This is a genomic window from Larkinella rosea (genome assembly GCF_003858635.1).
GTDB lineage: Bacteria > Bacteroidota > Bacteroidia > Cytophagales > Spirosomataceae > Larkinella > Larkinella rosea.
Map to the genome: position 1 here is coordinate 284,494 of NZ_RQJO01000015.1, position 17,212 is coordinate 301,705.

The 17,212-nt window shown below is 52.1% G+C and carries 16 protein-coding genes; 3 read left to right on the forward strand and 13 right to left on the reverse strand.

Annotation, left to right across the window (positions count from 1 at the left end; genetic code table 11):
* A complete protein-coding gene (locus EHT25_RS27610; RefSeq protein ID WP_124878598.1) occupies positions 1–642 on the forward strand; it encodes a response regulator in 642 nt (213 codons plus the stop codon).
* 57 nt (positions 643–699) lie between these two features.
* Here EHT25_RS27610 and EHT25_RS27615 read toward each other — a convergent pair whose 3' ends face one another.
* Positions 700–2,028, reverse strand: a complete 1,329-nt coding sequence (locus tag EHT25_RS27615) for an APC family permease (RefSeq protein ID WP_124878599.1) — start codon at positions 2,026–2,028, stop codon at positions 700–702.
* Between the two features lie 60 nt (positions 2,029–2,088).
* On the opposite strand from EHT25_RS27615, the gene crcB reads away from it, so the two are divergent.
* Entirely contained in the window at positions 2,089–2,466 is a 378-nt protein-coding gene (crcB, locus tag EHT25_RS27620) for a fluoride efflux transporter CrcB (protein ID WP_229311817.1), read from the forward strand.
* A gap of 89 nt (positions 2,467–2,555) precedes the next feature.
* Complete coding sequence (locus tag EHT25_RS27625) at positions 2,556–3,977, forward strand: M14 family metallopeptidase (RefSeq protein WP_124878600.1); 1,422 nt, start codon at positions 2,556–2,558, stop codon at positions 3,975–3,977.
* Positions 3,978–3,980: 3 nt separating this feature from the next.
* Here the strand turns inward: EHT25_RS27625 and EHT25_RS27630 are convergent, their stop codons facing one another.
* The 12 genes from EHT25_RS27630 to EHT25_RS27685 all read right to left on the reverse strand — a co-directional run bounded on the left by EHT25_RS27630 (position 3,981) and on the right by EHT25_RS27685 (position 17,195).
* Positions 3,981–4,652: a hypothetical protein gene (locus EHT25_RS27630; protein ID WP_124878601.1), complete on the reverse strand. Its 672-nt coding sequence runs from the start codon at positions 4,650–4,652 to the stop codon at positions 3,981–3,983.
* Positions 4,653–4,657: 5 nt separating this feature from the next.
* Entirely contained in the window at positions 4,658–5,167 is a 510-nt protein-coding gene (locus EHT25_RS27635; protein WP_124878602.1) for an RNA polymerase sigma factor, read from the reverse strand.
* A gap of 84 nt (positions 5,168–5,251) precedes the next feature.
* The gene (locus tag EHT25_RS27640) at positions 5,252–6,100 is read right to left on the reverse strand and encodes an alpha/beta hydrolase (protein ID WP_124878603.1); all 849 of its coding nucleotides are present in this window, start codon (positions 6,098–6,100) and stop codon (positions 5,252–5,254) included.
* A 145-nt stretch (positions 6,101–6,245) separates the two neighbouring features.
* Positions 6,246–6,740, reverse strand: a complete 495-nt coding sequence (locus tag EHT25_RS27645; RefSeq protein ID WP_124878604.1) for an SRPBCC family protein — start codon at positions 6,738–6,740, stop codon at positions 6,246–6,248.
* The gene (locus EHT25_RS27650; RefSeq protein ID WP_124878605.1) at positions 6,730–7,056 is read right to left on the reverse strand and encodes an ArsR/SmtB family transcription factor; all 327 of its coding nucleotides are present in this window, start codon (positions 7,054–7,056) and stop codon (positions 6,730–6,732) included. Before EHT25_RS27650 ends, EHT25_RS27645 begins: the two co-directional genes overlap by 11 nt.
* A 302-nt stretch (positions 7,057–7,358) precedes the next feature.
* Complete coding sequence (gene abc-f / locus EHT25_RS27655) at positions 7,359–8,951, reverse strand: ribosomal protection-like ABC-F family protein (RefSeq protein WP_124878606.1); 1,593 nt, start codon at positions 8,949–8,951, stop codon at positions 7,359–7,361.
* Between the two features lie 287 nt (positions 8,952–9,238).
* On the reverse strand, positions 9,239–14,236 hold the full coding sequence (locus EHT25_RS27660) for a putative Ig domain-containing protein (protein WP_185731511.1): 4,998 nt from the start codon (positions 14,234–14,236) through the stop codon (positions 9,239–9,241).
* A 259-nt stretch (positions 14,237–14,495) separates the two neighbouring features.
* Positions 14,496–14,765, reverse strand: a complete 270-nt coding sequence (locus EHT25_RS27665; protein ID WP_124878608.1) for a hypothetical protein — start codon at positions 14,763–14,765, stop codon at positions 14,496–14,498.
* 44 nt (positions 14,766–14,809) lie between these two features.
* A complete protein-coding gene (locus EHT25_RS27670; protein ID WP_124878609.1) occupies positions 14,810–15,943 on the reverse strand; it encodes an NAD(P)/FAD-dependent oxidoreductase in 1,134 nt (377 codons plus the stop codon).
* 10 nt (positions 15,944–15,953) lie between these two features.
* Entirely contained in the window at positions 15,954–16,178 is a 225-nt protein-coding gene (locus EHT25_RS27675; RefSeq protein WP_124878610.1) for a hypothetical protein, read from the reverse strand.
* 92 nt (positions 16,179–16,270) lie between these two features.
* On the reverse strand, positions 16,271–16,933 hold the full coding sequence (locus EHT25_RS27680) for a peroxiredoxin (protein WP_124878611.1): 663 nt from the start codon (positions 16,931–16,933) through the stop codon (positions 16,271–16,273).
* 49 nt (positions 16,934–16,982) lie between these two features.
* Positions 16,983–17,195: a hypothetical protein gene (locus EHT25_RS27685; RefSeq protein ID WP_124878612.1), complete on the reverse strand. Its 213-nt coding sequence runs from the start codon at positions 17,193–17,195 to the stop codon at positions 16,983–16,985.
* Between the last annotated feature and the right edge of the window lie 17 nt (positions 17,196–17,212).

A 17,212-nucleotide genomic window follows, 5' to 3' on the forward strand; every position in this document is an offset into this window, starting at 1 on the left:
ATGATTCCTGACAAACCAATTACCATTCTGATTGCCGACGATCATCAGTTGTTCAACGACGGTTTGCGCACACTGTTGCTGTCGGACGAAACCCGGTTTAAGGTTGTCGATCAGGTTTATACCGGAAACGATGTTATTCCGGCCATTCACAAAGTAAACCCGGAGCTTGTTTTGCTGGACATTAATCTGCCCAACCGCAATGGTCTGGAGATTGCCCGGCAGGTCGTCCGGGAGTTTCCGCAGATTCGGATCGTGATCATTTCCATGTACAGTTATCAGAAATTTGTTGATGAGCTAAAAAACATCGGCATTTCCGGCTACCTGCTGAAAAGTGCTTCGCGGGAGGAGTTGCTTGCCTGCCTGAAAAGTGTGGTGGAAGGAAAACCGTATTTCGACCCGAAACTGAACGGGAAGCGCCGGAGCCTGCACGAAGACGACGAATTTATCAAACGATTTAAACTGTCTCCCCGCGAACTGGAAATCATTGTGTTAATGAAACAGGGTCTGGCCACACCCGAAATCGCCGAACGGGTTTTCCTGTCGGTTGAAACCGTTAAAACACACCGGAAGAATATCTATTTCAAACTCGGCATTAGCAACGTGGCCGAACTGATTCAGTTTGCCAATGAGCAGGGATTGTAAGCGAAAACAGAGTCGGTACCGGTTTTTGGAAAAGGCGGTTTTTTGATAGTGGGTATTTCAGCGATTCAATCGCCTGACCAGCCGAAACAGCGGATAACTCAGGATGATAAAACCGACGGCGTAGGCGCTGCTGTAGAGGTCGCTGTAAATGACACCCACCAGAAAAGCCAGCGAAGCCACCAGCATCAGCCAGGTCGTCACGGGATAGCCCCAGGCCAGAACCGGGCGGGTCAAATCCGGGGCGGTTTTTCGCAGCCGAATCAGCGAGGCAAAAGCCGCTGCGTAACAGAGCACAAAAAAGAAGGAAGCCACATCCGACAGTTTGTTGTAGGTGCCGGTGACAATCATCAGAATCGACATGCCGACGGTCAGAAACATGGCCGGGGCTGGCGTTCCGCCGGTGTTGACGCGGGTAAAATACCGGGAGAACAGGCCGTCGCGGCTGATGGCGAACAACACGCGCGGGTTGAACATGATCTGGGCGTTGATAATCCCCATGATCGAAATCATGAGCAGGAGCGTCACCACCTTCGCACTGGCGGGGCCATACAGCGCCTGAATGGCGTCGGCGGCCGGAAGTTTCGATGTCGCCAGTTGTTCGATGGGCAGCACGTGAAACAACGCCAGATTGACCAGCAGGTAAATGGCGATAATCAGCAAAACGCCGATCATCATCGAGCGTGGCAGGTTTTTGTTGGGATTAATGTCTTCTTCGGTGAAATAAGCCGCCGTGTGCCAGCCGTCGTAGGTGTAAAAAACCGATTGCAAAGCCGCCAGAATCCCGACCAGCAGCGAACCCTGAATGGGCAGGGTATTATCCGCAGAAAATTGCAGCGGTTCGTCGGGCGTATAAACAAAACAAACGATCACAAACGCCAGTAAACCAAGGGCTTTGATGAAACTCATGACTTCCTGCGCCTTGCTGGCAAGCCGGACGCCAATCAGGTGAAACGCCGTAAAAGCCAGCAGAATGCCAATCGCCATCCATTTGATATAGGCTGAAAGATTCGGGATCAGCAACGCGATGTATTCGCCCATGACAGCCGCTCCGAACGCCATGGCCGCAATGCTGCCCAGCCAGCTGCTAATGCCGATCAGAAAACCGACGTAATCGCCGAAAGCCCGGCGCGCAAACACGTACCAGGCTCCGGCTTTCGGGATCATTGTGCCCAGTTCGATCACTTGCAGCGAGCCAATCAGCGCGTAAACGCCCACCAGCGCCCAGACCAGCAGCGCGAGCGAAGGGTGTCCCAGTTCCTGCGCGATCGTCCCCGGTCGGCGGAGAATGCCGGTGCCGATGGTGCCGCCAATGGTGACGGCAACGCCGAAGCCGACGCCCAAAAGGCGCAGAAGTTGGGAGGAACGGTTGGATTCAGTGGGTGTCATTCTACAATAATAGACTTTTTCGCCAAAAACCGGCTATTTTTACAGCCTGATTTGATAGAAATGATGACGAATCCGTTTTGGCTGGTTTTTTTGGGCGGAGGGCTCGGCAGCGTGGCGCGGTATGGCGTCAGTCGGTACGTGCAGCCGTTGTTGAAAACGACGTATCCAACCTCTACGCTCATTGTCAACGTCGTTGCCAGCCTGATTCTGGGATTCCTGGTCGGCTGGCTGACGGCCCGGGCCTCCGGTCGCGAGACCTACCGCCTTCTGATCGGCGTCGGTTTTTGTGGCGGTTTCAGTACCTTTTCGACCTTTAGCACCGACACCCTGTTCCTGATGCAAACCGGTCGCTGGTGGGCGGCAGCCTCGAACGTAGTCCTGAATGTGGTGCTGTGTTTACTGGCCTCACTGGCGGGTTTGTACCTCGGTCGGCCCTGATTTTTAACCGGGATTTTTAAGATCATCACCTTCATACCATGTTGAAATCTTCTACATCCCTCACCATCTTTGCATTTAATTTGTTGCTAATGACCACTGCATACAGCCAGGATCTGGCTTTTTCCCGGGATTTATTCGATACGTACGATACCTTTCGCGAAACCGCGCTGACGCACCGGCGGTTTAAACAAACCGATATGCTGCCGCTGATCGATCAACTGAAAACCGATCGCCGGTTTGAGGTCACGAAAGTGGGCGAATCAGTGGAAAAGCGGCCTATTCAGATGATCAAAGTGGGAAACGGCCCACGCAAGGTGTTGCTGTGGTCGCAGATGCACGGCGACGAGCCTTCGGCCACGATGGCAATTTTCGATATTTTCAATCTGCTCCGCGCCGACGGTTCGTTTGACGATTTCAAAAAGCAACTGCTGGCCGAAACGACGCTTTATTTCGTCCCGATGCTGAACCCCGACGGCGCCGAACGGTATCAGCGCCGGAATGCGCTGGACATCGATCTGAATCGCGATGCGCTGCGGCTGCAATCGCCGGAGTCAGTGATTTTAAAAGGACTGCAGCAATCGCTGAAACCGCTCGTTGGGTTTAATCTGCACGACCAGAATACCCGTTACAGCGCCGGTCCAACGCCCAAACAGGCCACTATTTCGTTTCTGGCGACGGCTTTCGACCAAGCCCGGAGCATCAATCCTGTGCGGGAGCGTTCGATGCAGTTGATCGTGGGCATGAACCGGGTTTTGCAGCAGTTTATTCCGGGTGGCGTCGGGCGGTTTTCCGACGAATTCGAGCCGCGGGCGTTCGGCGACAATATCCAGAAATGGGGAACGACGCTGGTCCTGATCGAATCGGGCGGTTATCCGAACGATCCTGAAAAACAGTTTATTCGCAAACTGAATTACGTGGCCATTCTTTCATCGCTGAAGGCCATCGCGACGGACTCTTACCAGGCAGAATCCCGTTCGGAATACAACACCATTCCGGAAAATGAGCGGTATCTGTTCGATGTACTGGTACGAAACGCGCAGATGATGCGGGGTGGAAAACCGGTGACGGTCGATATTGGCATCAATCGCTACGAAGTCAATGTCGGCAATGCGGCCACGTTCGGGTATCGCAGCATCATCGAGGATTTTGGCGATTTGTCCACCTTTTTTGGAATTGAGGAAGTCGACGCAACCGGTTTGACGGTTTCGCCGGGCCTGATTCATACCGATACGCTGCGTTCGCTGGCCGATCTGACTAAATACAAGCTGGATTCGCTGCTGCAGCAGGGCGTCACCACGTTTCGGCTGGCAAATTCGTCGCGGGCGACGACTCATCTTGCGCCGGTTCACCTGCTTCAACCCACCACCTCCGCCGTTCGGCCCGTGCAAACCGGCCGGATTCCGACCTTTCTGTTGCGCCGGGGCAATCAGCTGCGGTACGTGTTTGTCAACGGTTTCTGGCTGGATGTCAGCAGCGGTTCGAACAACTTAGGAACCGGGGTTGTGGAGTGATTTTTATTTGCCATTGCGAGCGGTTTCATTCTCAACCTGATAGTCTTCAATCTGGCTCAAAAGCTCCATTGATTTAATCACCGGCGTCCATTCTTTTCCTTCAAAAATCAATCGGAACCACTTTTTATTCCTGTTTTCAGCTTTGATGTTGACAAAGAGCCAAACCGCAAGGCTGGTAAAGGCAAACGTGACCAGCCCATTGATGTACAGATACGCAAGCGATCCGCTTCGGAACGCGTTTTCGCTCCAATAAAACGTTGTCCAGACCGGGAATTGGAGAAAAAGTAGCCGGGTAACCCAAATCGTCGATGACTTCAACCGCGCTAGTTTGTTCTGCGTTGCCACAATCGGCTCGTTGATATCCACCAGATAAATGAGAACCAGTTGATAGATATGAACGCCGATAACTATTGTGGTGAGCAGCGACTGAATCCCGGCGGATACGAGGAAAAACGGGCTGGCAATCGACCATAGTTTGATAACCAACATGTCCACAAAACCAACCCACAGGATGCCGACCAGAATAGTGAAAATTTTTAGTGGTTTCATGGATGCCAGAAAAGACTGTACTTTCAGTTTAGTGATGTCTGCGGTGTTTTTCCGGTTCATCAACAGGCTTTCTTCCAGTTTGTTGCCGTACGTTTTCCAGAGATTGATAATTTCCGTGTCTTCCATCGGAATTAGGCTTTTAAAGTTGAAAACCGCTGTTTGAGTACTTGTTTAATTCGACCTATTTTAGTCGCAACGTTGCTTTCAGTGATGCCAACAATTTCGGCTATTTCTTTCTGGCTTTTTTCTTCGAGATACAGCAGCATCAGGGCTTTATCCAGCTCTTTTAATTCTGAAATAAATTGCTGTAGAAAACCGATATTCTCGTCCAGTTCGTCGGTAATTCTGGCATCGGGAAAATATAAAATTCCGTCTGATAAAGGCTCCGAAATTGGCTTTCGGCGGTTTTCTTTTCGGTAAAATGAAATGGCCACGTTCAACGCAATCCGGTAAATCCAGGTTGAATATTGGTAGGCATCGGAATACCGGTCAAATGATTTCCATAATTGCACCGTGATTTCCTGAACCAGATCTTTCCGGTCTTCCGCATCCGCGCAGTACGAATGGGCCACCTTATAAATGATGCCCTTATTCGCCTGAATAACCGAAAGAAATAATTCCGATTTGGCCGTTGAATCCACCTTAAAACTTCTTTTCCTTAATTATTCGTCTGAAGTCCCCAAAAAGCACAAAAGCGGTCAACTATTTTCAGATGTAGCGGTTTTTCAACGGTTCTGGGCGGGCGGATATAAAAGCCGCAACGCATTAAAAACCGCCTGGTGCGTAATGGTGGCGTGGTCTTCCTGGGGCAGATAATCGAAATGAATACTTACGGTTTTGCTTTCCGTCCGGTTTAATTTCTCGACCAGCAGGTTCGCATCAACTTCCATCACGTGCGGAATATCGCCGGGCGTCAATCCTTCTTTTCCGACCCCGATATATACACCGGTTTTTTGGGTAAATGCTTTTTGCAGCAAGTCCGATTGCTGGTTTAACAGCGAGCCATTGTCCCACCATAAACTGGGACTGATAATGATATACCGGTTAAATAAAGTCGGTTTTTTTAGCAGGATTTCCGTAGCCAGTAATCCGCCCAGCGATTGCCCAATGAGGGTTCTGGCCGTGCTGGTTTTGTATTTCGTTTGAATATAGGGCTGTAATTCCTTCTCCAGGAAGCGAATAAACCGGGCCGACTGACCCGCTGTGGTAAATTTCCTGATGTCTTTTTCAATCGTGGTCGGGAACGTAAAATCCCGTCGCCGATCGACGTTTGCAATGCCGACAATGATCGATTTTGGAACCCGGTTTATCCACGGGAAATTGTTGAATTGATACAAGCCGACAATGTGAATAAAATCCTCGTCGGCCGAGCCGTCCAGTAAATAAACCACCGGGTATTTCGTTGTATCGGCCGGATTATAATCCGGCGGGAGGTAGATATTCAGGATCCGGTTTTCGGCTAATTCAACGGATTTTATTTCCTCAATGACGCCGAGGACAAACGGTTTTCGAGTCTGTCCAAAAACCAGCGTCGTAATGATGTTCAGAATAAAAATGGGAAGGATTGCCTTCATTTTTCAATTTGTTCACGTGAAGTTTGTCGATGTAAAAACCGGTTTCGTCAGAAACATGGGCAATCATTTCTATAAAAATTCCCCCTAACTTCGAATGTTCGAAGTTAGGGGGAATCGGCAGAAATTCGTATTCGTCAAGCTATTTTCAGGCAGCCAGCAAGTCATCAAGCTGATCCAGACCCAGTGTGAAGCCTTCTTTGAAGCCCATTTCGAGGAACTTTTCCAGATCGGCCGTTTTAGGGTAATTTATTTCAATGGAAACCGTCGTTCCGTTGGTTGATTCGCTGAAGGTATTCGACCAGTTCGAGGTCGGAAAGTCCGGGTTGACAACGCCATTTTCGTCGCAAAACGCGTCCTGGCCGCCAAAACTTTTTTGAGGGTTGATGGATTCGTAATTAAACAGCGACCAGTGTTCGGTTCCGTCCGGACCAACCATCGAATAAAGCCAGGTGCCGCCTTCTTGAAAATCCTGCGATTTGGTTTTGGCCTGCCACGGTTTGGGTGCCCACCACTGGTCGAGGATCTGACTTTCGGTAAAAGCCGACCAAACGTTGGCGACTGGTGCGGCAAATTCCCGTTCGACTAAGACTTTGCTGTTTTCCTTGTCAACGACAAAATTCATTACGACGTTACTTTTCATTTTTATTTGTGTTTAAGGTACGCAATACGTTGTCTAACTGGCTAAACCGATCTTCCCAAAGCTTTCGGAACGGCTGAAGCCAGTGGTCGATCTCCTCCATTTTTTTAGGGTTAAAATGGTAATAAATCTCCCGGCCATTTACTTGCTGATTAACTAACTCACACTCTGTCAGTATCTTAATGTGCTTCGAAACCGCCTGTCGGCTGGTGTCAAAATGCTCGGCCAGGGCGTTGGGCGTCATGGCCTGCAACGCAATCAGGCTCAAAATGGCCCGACGAGTGGGATCGGCAATCGCCTGGAATACATCTCTTCTCATTCATCGAACGACTAATGTGCAACTAATTGGTTGCAAATATAAGCGCAACTTTTCGGTTGCGCAAGTTTTTCGCTGGTTTTTCTTACCGAAAGGAAGTAGATCTCCGTTATCGCTCGCGTGTCGCGAGTGATTTGTATCCAAAGGGCCTCTGGCCCGTCCATTTGCACTCCGAAACGATAGCTATCCGCTTAAAAAGCTGCCTCGGGCCAGAGGCCCTTTCAATAGAAGTCACTCGCGACAGGCGAGCGACAACGGAGTTTCCGGATTTCCTTCGTCCATTTGCCTGTGGCCATTTTTGAGATTTACCCCAACTCAATTGTCCGCCCGACGTTTACCTGTTCCAGAAAATACTGATCGTGGGAGACAACAAGGAGCGTTCCCTGATAGTCGTTGATGGCATGGGTCAGAATTTCGATGTTCTGAATGTCCAGGTTATTGGTCGGTTCGTCGAGCACAATCAGGTCGGGCGCGTGATTGCCAATGGTGAGGCAGCAAAGCATGAGCCGCATTTTTTCTCCTCCGCTCAACGCGCTGCACGGCTTGTCCCAGGTGTCTTTGGTAAACAAAAACCGGTTGAGCCGAATCTTGACTTCGTGTTCCTGCAAGGCCGACCCGTTAAACCGTTGCGCCTGTTCATAAACCGTGAGCCGGTTTTCGATCAACGAATACTCCTGATCGATATAAACCGCTTTCGTATCGGCAATCCGAATGGTTCCCGTCGTGGGTTTTATGTCACCCAACAACAGCCGGATCAGGGTCGTTTTGCCCGAACCGTTCGGACCTTTCAGCGAAATGCGTTCACCGATGGTGATCTGAAAAGTTAAGGACTGTTTCCAGAGAAATGAATGTTCGTTATACCCGTAATTGATGCCGTTGGCCGTCACCAGCACTTTGCCCTTGTGAAGTTGGGACGGATCAAAACCGAACTTCATTTTATCCACGTCCGGCAATTCCTTCCTTAACTCGGTTAATTCCTGGGCAATAGCGCCAACTTTCTCCGCGTGAACACCTTTCAAGCGCGCTGTACTTTTCTCGGCATTGTTCCGTAAGGTGTTCAGCAAGATGGTCGGCACACCTGCCTTTTCCTGCTTTTTACGCCCGCGGGCATCCAGTTTCTGCTGGCGTTCGGCGGTTTCGCGTTCGAGCTCCCGGGCTTTACGCAACGCTTTTTCCCGGCTCCGTACATCCTCGTTTAATGCCTGGCTTTCAATGCGTTTCTGCTCCTGATAAAAACCGTAATTGCCGCCGTAAACCGCGATGCCGCGCTTGCTTAGCTCAAAAACCGTATCGAGCAAATTCAGCAGTTTCCGGTCGTGGCTGACAACTAACAACGTTGCAGAAGTGGATTGAATGAACTCATACAGCAATTGCCGGCTGGCCGTATCCAGATGGTTGCTGGGTTCATCCAGTAAAACGAGGTCGGGCTGGTGGATGGAAATTCCCGCCAGAAACACCCTGGTTTTTTGACCACCGCTCAGGGTTTCCATCTTTTGCGACAGGTCGAAACCGTCCAGTTGCCAGAAATGCAGCGCGTCGCGGCAGCGGTCTTCAATGGTCCAGTCATCGTCGAGTCGGGCGAGGTTTTCTTCGGTTACAACACCGCCGAGAATTTCCTGTAATGCCGTTAATTTCTCCTCAATCTGCAGGACCTGCGCAAGGGTTAAGTCGTTAAACTGCCCGAAGATTTGCGGAATATAATAAGGCACCGAACCCGTTTTTACAACACCTTCCGACGGCTGTAAAAGACCGGCAATGATTTTTAGCAAGGTCGATTTGCCCGAACCATTATTGCCAATCAGGGCGGCTTTGTGATTTCGGCTAATGGCAAGATTTATGTTTTCAAACAATAAATCCTTGTTGGGATGTATATACGTGAGATTCTGAAGAAGAAGCATCCTTTCTTTCTTTAAGACGTAGAAAATACCTGCGAACCGACTGGCGGAATCGCTGGCTGTTTTTTACCGAAAGAAATGGAATCTCACATGAAGGGGTGCTTGTAATTAGGTCTGCAAATTTACGAAAAATTTTCAGTTGTGAATCTATTTTAACTCAAGCTAATGAGCTTGGCCATTCAACCGACATACGATCCACTTTCGCCAAAATGGTAATTCCGATGAGATTTTTTTGGTCGATCATCAAACCGGACGCGTTGGTGTCGGTTTGATGATCGACCAAAAACCGCTTATGGTTTCTGAATTTTGAGGGTCACCCGCTTTTGACCGCTCTCCACCCGAAGAAAAAACAATCCCGCTGATTGGTTTTCGACAGACAGCGTCTGGTGTTCTATATTTTTAGCCGAATCGATTTGCCGGGTGCTGACCAAACGGCCGCTCGCATCCGTGAGCTGGAACTGAAGGGGTTGGCCTTCCGCCCCCCGGATTTCGAATTCAACTTCATTCTGAACAATTGGGTTGCCCAGCACCGTGACCTGAAGCGCCGGTTTTTCTTCTGCCGACAACCGGGCCGGAGCGCACTGGTACGTTTTGGGCGATCCTTTCAGCTGGAAAGAGGAGCCTTGCACGCGGGCATACACCATTATTCCGTTGGTGACACTGCCGGGTGGGCTGAAATTATAGGCGTGGGCACCGTTGCCCTTGCCCGCATCTTTCAAATCGGGGCGATAGATATTGGCCAGTGTGCTACCCAGAACCGTCACCGTGCCCGGACTGGTCTCGAGGTAAAACTCGACCGTGAGTGGGGTGTTGGGTTTGTTGCGATCCCAGACCCAGCCCCGGATGCCTCCGCAGTCCAGTTTGTCCAGATACCCATCGAAACTGCCCGTCACGGTGGTTTCCGCCGGATTCACGGTCAGGTTAAAACTCACGCTGTTCGAAGCACCCTGATCGTCGGTGGCCCGGTACGTTAATACAAAGGTGCCCGACCGGGTGGGCGTTCCGCTGATCACCCGGTTTGTCATTTGAAGGCCCAAATCGTCGGGCAAACCGGTCAGTCCGTAACTCAGGGTACCTCCTTCGGGATCGGTAAAGGCCACCAGCGTAGCCGAAAAAGGAACCCCAACCTGCGCCACCACGGGAGCAATCAGCACCGTTGGTGTTGGGGCCTTCGGCGGTTTGTTTCCGCCCGAGGGGTTGACCTGGCAGATCAGCGCTTTGGGCGAATCTTTCAACACAAAACCGTTGCCGGTCACGCGGGCAGAAAGGCTATGCGGTTCACCATTTTTGAGATGATCCGGTATCGACCAGATAAACGCGTGTTTTCCATTGCCCTTGCCCGCATCGAGCAGATCCTGCCGAAACTGATCAGCAGGGAGGGTGGTAATGACAGTACTGCCATCGAGGATGTCCACGGTGATGGCGGTATTGGGTTTGTTGCGATCCCAAACCCAGCCCCGGAACGTCGAGCAATCGGCGCCGTAGATAAAACCGTCGAACGAACCGCTGACGGTCGGCGCTGTTACTGCTACCGTTACGCTGACGGGTTCGCTGGTGCAGGAATTAGCGGTGCACGTGGCCTGAAACACGAAAGTTCCGGGCGTTGCAGTCGAGACAATGATACTTCCGGTTCCTGATGTGCTGCCCGGGCCATTCCAGGAAAGTGTCCCGGTGCAATTGCTGGCGGTTAAGGTCACGGTGGGAGAGCCCTGCGCAACCGTGGTGCTGGTTAGGTTGGGAACCGGTGGCGCCGTCGCATTACCACTGACCAGAACCGTTGTGGAAGCTGAACAGCCGTTGCCGTTGGTGACCGTTACGGAATAGGTTGTGGCACTCGTTACCGTACGGATCGCATTGGTTGAATTGTCGTCCCACCGATAGGAGTTTCCTCCACTGGCCGTTAAGCTTACCGATGGACTGGCGCAGGTTAAGGTTGCCGAACTGGGGGAAATGGTGGCCGTGGGAAGTGCTTGAACAGTTAGCCCGCTGACGGCCGTGGCGGATTGACCATTCGCGTTGATCGTTAACGTAAAACTTTGCGCACCCGAACCGCTGACAGCCAGCGTCTGACTAAACGGATTATCGCTGGTGGTTCCAGTTACCGGGTTGCTACCGTTAGTTAGTGTATAAGCATAACTGCCTGTCACGTTTCCAACGGTGGCCGTGAACGTGACCGGATTTCCGACGCAGACGGATTCCGAACTGGCGGCAAAACCGCTCAGACCGGGCGCGGGATTGGCTCCTGCATAGGTCAGTTTGACCGAGTTGGCGGTATAAACGACCGTCCAGTTGGCGGGAAGGCCGGTCACGGAATTGAAGGTTCCCGAAACGGTCTGGGCCGTCAGGATAGGGACTTCATCGCCGTTGGCAGGCGCGTAGCCCACCGAAAGCGACAGCGTTCCGCCGAGCGTGGCGGTTCCATTGACCACGATCTGATCGAAATTCACACCGGAGGTGGCGGTTCCATTTACTTCGATGGCCAGAATGCTGTTGCTAAAATCCTTGCTTTCGTCAAACGTCAATTTCCCCGGCGAATAACCCGGCGATACCATCCCCCCGGCATTGGTAAAGGTCGATGCCGCGATCGTGCCCGTACCTTTGAACGTTCCAGCGGTATTATTGCTGAAATTTCCCGCCCCCTCCTGGGTGAGTAGGGTGGTGACATTTTGGGATGCTCCGATGGTAACCGTTCCGGCATTGGCAAATGTATTCGCCTGCAGATACACCCCCGACCCTGCGTTGTTGATCGTAATTTCTCCGCCCGACTGGTTGGTGAAAACCGTCTGATTGTAAATACCGTACGACCCTACGCTGGCCGTTGCGCCGATGGTAACTCCCGCAGCATTGGTGAACGAACCGGTAAAATTCCGAAGGCCCGCCAAGGTTGCGCGGTCGATCTGGAGGTTGCCACCTGCGTTATTGCTGAACGTCGATCCGTTAAAAATACCGTGCCCGCCGACATTTCCGGATGCGCCAATGGTGATGCCAGCCGTATTGGTGAATGAACCGCCTGCGTGATAAAGCCCGGTGTCGGTGGAACGATCGATGCGGATGTGCCCGTCTGTGTGGTTGTTAAAATTGCCGTTGTTCTGTAAACCGTAAGCTCCCACACTCGCCGTCGCTCCGATGGTGATGTCGGCGGCATTCGTCACGTCGCCGGTCGGGTTGAACAAACCGGTATCGGTAGAACGGTCGATCCGAATTGTTCCCCCGGCGTTGTTGTTGAAAACCGCCTGATTATAGACTCCGTAGGTTCCAACACTGGCTCCGGCCCCCAGCGTAATGGCCGCTTCATTGGTAAAGGTGCCTTTAAAATTACGAAGGCCTGCCGTGGTGGTTCGGTCAATTTGAATAGCCCCGCCCGCGTTGTTCAGGAACGTTGATTCATTGAAAATCCCGTGAACCCCTACCGATTCCGACGCCCCGATGGTAATCGTCGCCGAGTTGGTAAATGTATCTTTCAGCTGATATATCCCGGTATCGGTGGTGCGATCGATGGTAATCTTTCCCCCCGCGTTGTTGTTGAAGACCTTTTGGTTAGAAACTCCGTAGGTCCCCACACTGGCCACTCCTCCGATTATAATGTCCGCATCGTTGTTAAACGTGCCAGTTAAGTTAACGATGGCGATGTAGCTGGACCGATCGATGGCAATCTTTCCGCCGGTGCTGTTCCGGAAGCTACTCAGGTTCTCAATTCCATACTTCCCAACGGTTTCTGACGCCCCGATGGTTATAACACCGGCGTTGCTAACGAGAGATTGTGCATAAACCGCAGTCTCGGTAGAACGATCAACCTGGATGTTTCCACCTAAGGTGTTGCTAAACGGGCCGCTAAGAGCCAGGCCGTACTTGCCGACTGCGGCTACGGCTCCGACCGTGATGCTGGCGGCATTGACAAAGGAACCGCCCGACGTTTCTAAGGCAGTCATCGTGGTGCGATCGATTTTGATGTCACTGCCCGAATTGTTGGTAAAGGTAGCCTGGGAAAGAAGGCCAACCTCTCCGGGGTTTGCCACTCCTCCGATGGTGATGTCTCCCGAATTCGTGAAGTCGCCGGAAGCGTGCGTAAATCCCGTCGGCCGACGTTCGCCGGATTGGGGTATTACATGATCGATTCGAATATCGCCAGACGCGTTATTGTTAAACGTTCCCCGGTTCCAGAAACCGTACCTCCCCACACTTTCGGTCGCGCCGATGGTGATGGCTGCGTCGTTGGTAAAGGTGCCGGAAAAATGATGGAAGCCCAGATTGCCGGTACGGTCGATCTGGATCACCCCACCGGTTTGGTTGTTGAAGGTGGCCCGGTTTTCCAAACCCGTAACACCGCCACCAGCCACTCCTCCGATAACAATGGATGCCGCGTTCGTAAACGTTCCGGAAGCATGGAGAAGGCCAAAATCCGTCGCGCGGTCAATCCGGATGTGGCTATTGGTGTTGTTGTTGAAGGTGCCCCAACTGCTGAGACCATTCGCCCCAACGCTTTCGGTTGCGCCAATGGTGATATCGGCTGCATTGGTAAAGGTGCCCGAAGCGTGATAGAGTCCATTTTCGCCGGTGCGATCAATGGTAATAGCTCCACCGGCGTTGTTGGTAAAAGTCCCCCGGTTTTCGATCCCTTCACTTCCGACCGTGGTCGACGCTCCGATGGTGATGGTTGCCGAATTGGTAAAAGTCGCCGTGATCGATTTGGATTCGTCCGCGTTGTTCATCATTGCCCGAAGCGAGGAGCGATCGATGCGGAGGATTCCTCCGGTGTGGTGGAAAGTCGCGTCGTTCCAGATGCCATGCAGCCCGATTTCAGCCAGTTCCCCGATCGTAATGTCCGCATCGTTGGTAAACGTGCCGCTGGCGTTATAAATCCCGGTGTCGGTCGAGCGGTCAATGTGAATTTGCCCCCCGGTTTTGTTGGTAAAGCTTCCCTGGTTGATGATTGCAAACATTCCGACACTGGCGGTTTCTCCCAGGGTGAGGTTCCCGCTGTTGTCGACAGTGCCCCGGTTATTCAACCCCGCCGTGAAATCAAACGGGGCGGTGTAGGCTGCTGAGCCGTTGATGGTAAGATTTCCGGACGCGTTGATGGTCAGCAAAGCGTTTGGTTCGATGGAGACCGACCTGGCTACGGCATCCGTGGTTGAAATAACCGGATCGTTCGTTACGTCGGGGATGGTGACATCATCGGCCGCGTCCGGCACCCCGGCCGACCAGTTGCCCGGATCGTTCCAGGCGGTACTGGTCGTACCCGTCCAGGTGGTCTGCGCGACCGCGCTGCCCGCAACCAGGACCAGCATCGGGAAAACAAGCCAAAATCGCCTTGCATTAATCGCACATATGATGGTATTTCTAATTAATAATAGTTGTTTTCTCATGGAAGTAGCCTGTTTCACAAAACCGAACCTGCCCAACTCATTCTGCCTCGGTTGGGCTAATACTGACTTAGCAGGAAAACCGGTGCCTCGACAGAGCTGTGAAGCGTCGGTTTTCTAATCGCACACGAAAGGATTGACCGCCTGGAGTGGGCTGCAGGAGAACGCGGAAGTGCGGTCCCGGTTACTCTTCGGCATATAGATGGACGTCTTCGACCCGGAATTTAACCAGCTCGATGATCTGGGCATCGGGCCGCATCAGCGGGGGAATGGCCCGGAGCACACTTTCTTTATTCTCAAAATCGTAGATAAACCACAGCTTGTGAACGCCATCCTTACAGCCCCAATGCGCGTGGGAGATGAGGTGCGAACCGGAGTTCAAAAAAACGGTAATGACCTTTTTACATTCCGAAACTTTTTCAGAGTGAGGAATTTCAACCAGATATGTTGGCATTTTTTTAGCGTCTATCGGTTAGAGATACTTCAAAATTCAATGAACTAAAGTCCGAACCAGCGGGCTTTCCGGCTTGATCCAAAATGGTCTTTATCGACGACCAGCATTTCGGAGGGATCATGGTGAATGCCAAACGGTTTTGGCCCCGAGAAAAAATCAACATCCACTCGCCCCACTTTACCTTCGCCAAATTCGATGTAGCAGGAACCGGCCCCTGTATAAGCAGATGTATTTTCTTTGCCTTTGTAAGCCGCAATGATGGCAGCCGCTGCCGTTTTGGCCGCTCCTTCCGCAAACACCCCGGCTTTCGGTGTGCCGACACTGGTGACATCCCCGATGGCGTATACATTCGGGAACTTGGTCAGCAGATTGGCTTTATCGACCGGAATCCAGCCGTTCTCGGCCAAACCGCTTTGCAAAACCACCTCCGGCGCCACGTGCTTCGGAATGCCCAGGAATAAGTTGTAGGGCAGTTCCGATCCGTCGTCCAGACTCACGACTTTCCGGCTGGCATCGAGCGACCGCACTTTCCGCTGGGGAATGAACTGGATGTGCCGTTCTTCAAACGCCTTGAGCAGGGCTTTCGACGTATCGGGCGAGGGCGGAATGGGCAAACCAAACGGAATGATTAAGCTGATCGTACAAGCATCCCGAACCCCGCGTTTGAGCAGGTAATCGTGCAGCATCAAAGCTGCTTCACTCGGCGCGGGTGGGCATTTGAACGGGGCACTGCATACGCCGACCACGGCATGACCCTGCGAAAACCGGGGAAGCACTTCCCGCAGTTTTTCGGCCCCTTCGAAAGAGTAATATTCATTGCCGCCTTCGGCCAGTCCGGGCGTGGCAGCCAGGTCGTAATTGGCACCGAGCGCGACGACCAGCACATCAGCTTCGTAAGTTCCGTCGCTGGTGGTAACCCGTTTGGCCACCGGATCGATTGCCGTGATGGTTTCCTGCCGAAACCGAACCCCCGGTTTGACCACATTTCGGTACGAAATCTTGACCGTATCGGGCTGCTTCCGGCCAAACATCACATCCAGTTTGGAATAGCCGAAGTAAAAGGAATCGTGCTGGTCGATCAACGTCAGATCCAGTTCAGTACCAATCGCTTCGGAGAGGATGGTGCTCAGTTCCAGACCACCAAAACCGGCTCCAAGCACCAATACACGTAGTTTCATAGTCCGGTTTTTAGTTGGATGAGCCAATGGGCGTAATTTTTAGCTTAACGCCAAACAGTTTCAGAACGGCCGATAGCGGCAGGCAAAGACCGGTGAGGGCGGAAAAAAGGAAACTGATTGCCGGAACGTAAGCAAACCAGTGAACCGTTGAAAAACCGGTCAGATAGATGCCAATCCAGATGATGGCGCTGACCAGTGCAAACCAGGCCCGCATTGATTTTGGAGCGATTTCCATCGTTTTTTCAGGGTTAAATTGTCGGAATGAAGAACCCTACGCTCAGACGGAACCGCCCAAGCGTAGGGAAGCCGGTGAAGGGTGGATGCGGTTTAATTGCCCGGTTGAGCCACAATCCGCAGATACGGTTTTACGGTTTTCCAGCCGTTCGGGTATTTTTCTTTGGCTTCCGCATCCGACACCGCCGGAACGATGATCACATCGTCGCCATTCTCCCAGTTAACCGGTGTCGCCACTTTGTGGGCCGCCGTGAGTTGCATCGAATCCAGGACGCGCAGAATTTCGTTGAAATTGCGGCCGGTGGTCATCGGATAGGTCAGGTGCAGTTTGATTTTCTTGTCGGGGCCGACCACAAAAACCGTCCGGACCGTGTGGTTGGTGGCCGCCGTCCGGCCCTCCGAGGTGCCGGGTTCGTCGGCCGGAAGCATATCGTACAGTTTCGCAATGGCCAGGGTGGAGTCGCCGATCATGGGATAGTTGACCGGGTAGTTCTGCGTCTCCTCGATGTCTACTTTCCATTTCAGGTGGTTCTCAACCGGATCAACGCTCAGGCCGAGGACCTTGCAATTCCGTTTTTCGAACTCGGAGGACAATTTTGCCATGTAACCCAGTTCCGTCGTGCAGACGGGGGTGAAATCCTTCGGATGCGAGAAGAGAATGGCCCAGCCGTCGCCCATCCACTCGTGAAACCGGATGGTACCCTGGGTCGTATCTGCCTGAAAATCGGGGGCGATGTCGCCTAATCTGAGACTCATGATTTTTGTTGGTTGGAGGTTTAATAATTTGAAATTGAGCCTGTTGTTGTTAGAGTAACAGGTAGCGCTTTTGGCACTGTTCGCACTCGTAGCATTTGGGATGGACGGACCCGAACGATACCAGCCTGATGATCCGTGCACTCACTGTTTTTTGCGAAGACAGCACCAGATTTCCACCACAGGAATTGCAGCGGATGCCCAGAATCGTTCGTTTGATGATGATTTTATCCAGATCCAGCAAGCCCATAGCGAACCCAAACATGTTACCGTTTAAAGGCT

Excerpts from the sequence above, each read along its gene's own strand:
- crcB (WP_229311817.1), top strand. The coding sequence starts at position 2,089 with ATGATGACGAATCCGTTTTGGCTGGTTTTTTTGGGCGGAGGGCTCGGC.
- EHT25_RS27630 (WP_124878601.1), bottom strand. The coding sequence starts at position 4,652 with ATGGAAGACACGGAAATTATCAATCTCTGGAAAACGTACGGCAACAAA.
- EHT25_RS27660 (WP_185731511.1), bottom strand. The coding sequence starts at position 14,236 with ATGCTGGTCCTGGTTGCGGGCAGCGCGGTCGCGCAGACCACCTGGACG.
- EHT25_RS27640 (WP_124878603.1), bottom strand. The coding sequence starts at position 6,100 with ATGAAGGCAATCCTTCCCATTTTTATTCTGAACATCATTACGACGCTG.
- EHT25_RS27665 (WP_124878608.1), bottom strand. The coding sequence starts at position 14,765 with ATGCCAACATATCTGGTTGAAATTCCTCACTCTGAAAAAGTTTCGGAA.
- EHT25_RS27670 (WP_124878609.1), bottom strand. The coding sequence starts at position 15,943 with ATGAAACTACGTGTATTGGTGCTTGGAGCCGGTTTTGGTGGTCTGGAA.
- EHT25_RS27680 (WP_124878611.1), bottom strand. The coding sequence starts at position 16,933 with ATGAGTCTCAGATTAGGCGACATCGCCCCCGATTTTCAGGCAGATACG.
- EHT25_RS27675 (WP_124878610.1), bottom strand. The coding sequence starts at position 16,178 with ATGGAAATCGCTCCAAAATCAATGCGGGCCTGGTTTGCACTGGTCAGC.
- abc-f (WP_124878606.1), bottom strand. The coding sequence starts at position 8,951 with ATGCTTCTTCTTCAGAATCTCACGTATATACATCCCAACAAGGATTTA.
- EHT25_RS27645 (WP_124878604.1), bottom strand. The coding sequence starts at position 6,740 with ATGAAAAGTAACGTCGTAATGAATTTTGTCGTTGACAAGGAAAACAGC.
- EHT25_RS27610 (WP_124878598.1), top strand. The coding sequence starts at position 1 with ATGATTCCTGACAAACCAATTACCATTCTGATTGCCGACGATCATCAG.
- EHT25_RS27650 (WP_124878605.1), bottom strand. The coding sequence starts at position 7,056 with ATGAGAAGAGATGTATTCCAGGCGATTGCCGATCCCACTCGTCGGGCC.
- EHT25_RS27615 (WP_124878599.1), bottom strand. The coding sequence starts at position 2,028 with ATGACACCCACTGAATCCAACCGTTCCTCCCAACTTCTGCGCCTTTTG.
- EHT25_RS27625 (WP_124878600.1), top strand. The coding sequence starts at position 2,556 with ATGACCACTGCATACAGCCAGGATCTGGCTTTTTCCCGGGATTTATTC.
- EHT25_RS27685 (WP_124878612.1), bottom strand. The coding sequence starts at position 17,195 with ATGTTTGGGTTCGCTATGGGCTTGCTGGATCTGGATAAAATCATCATC.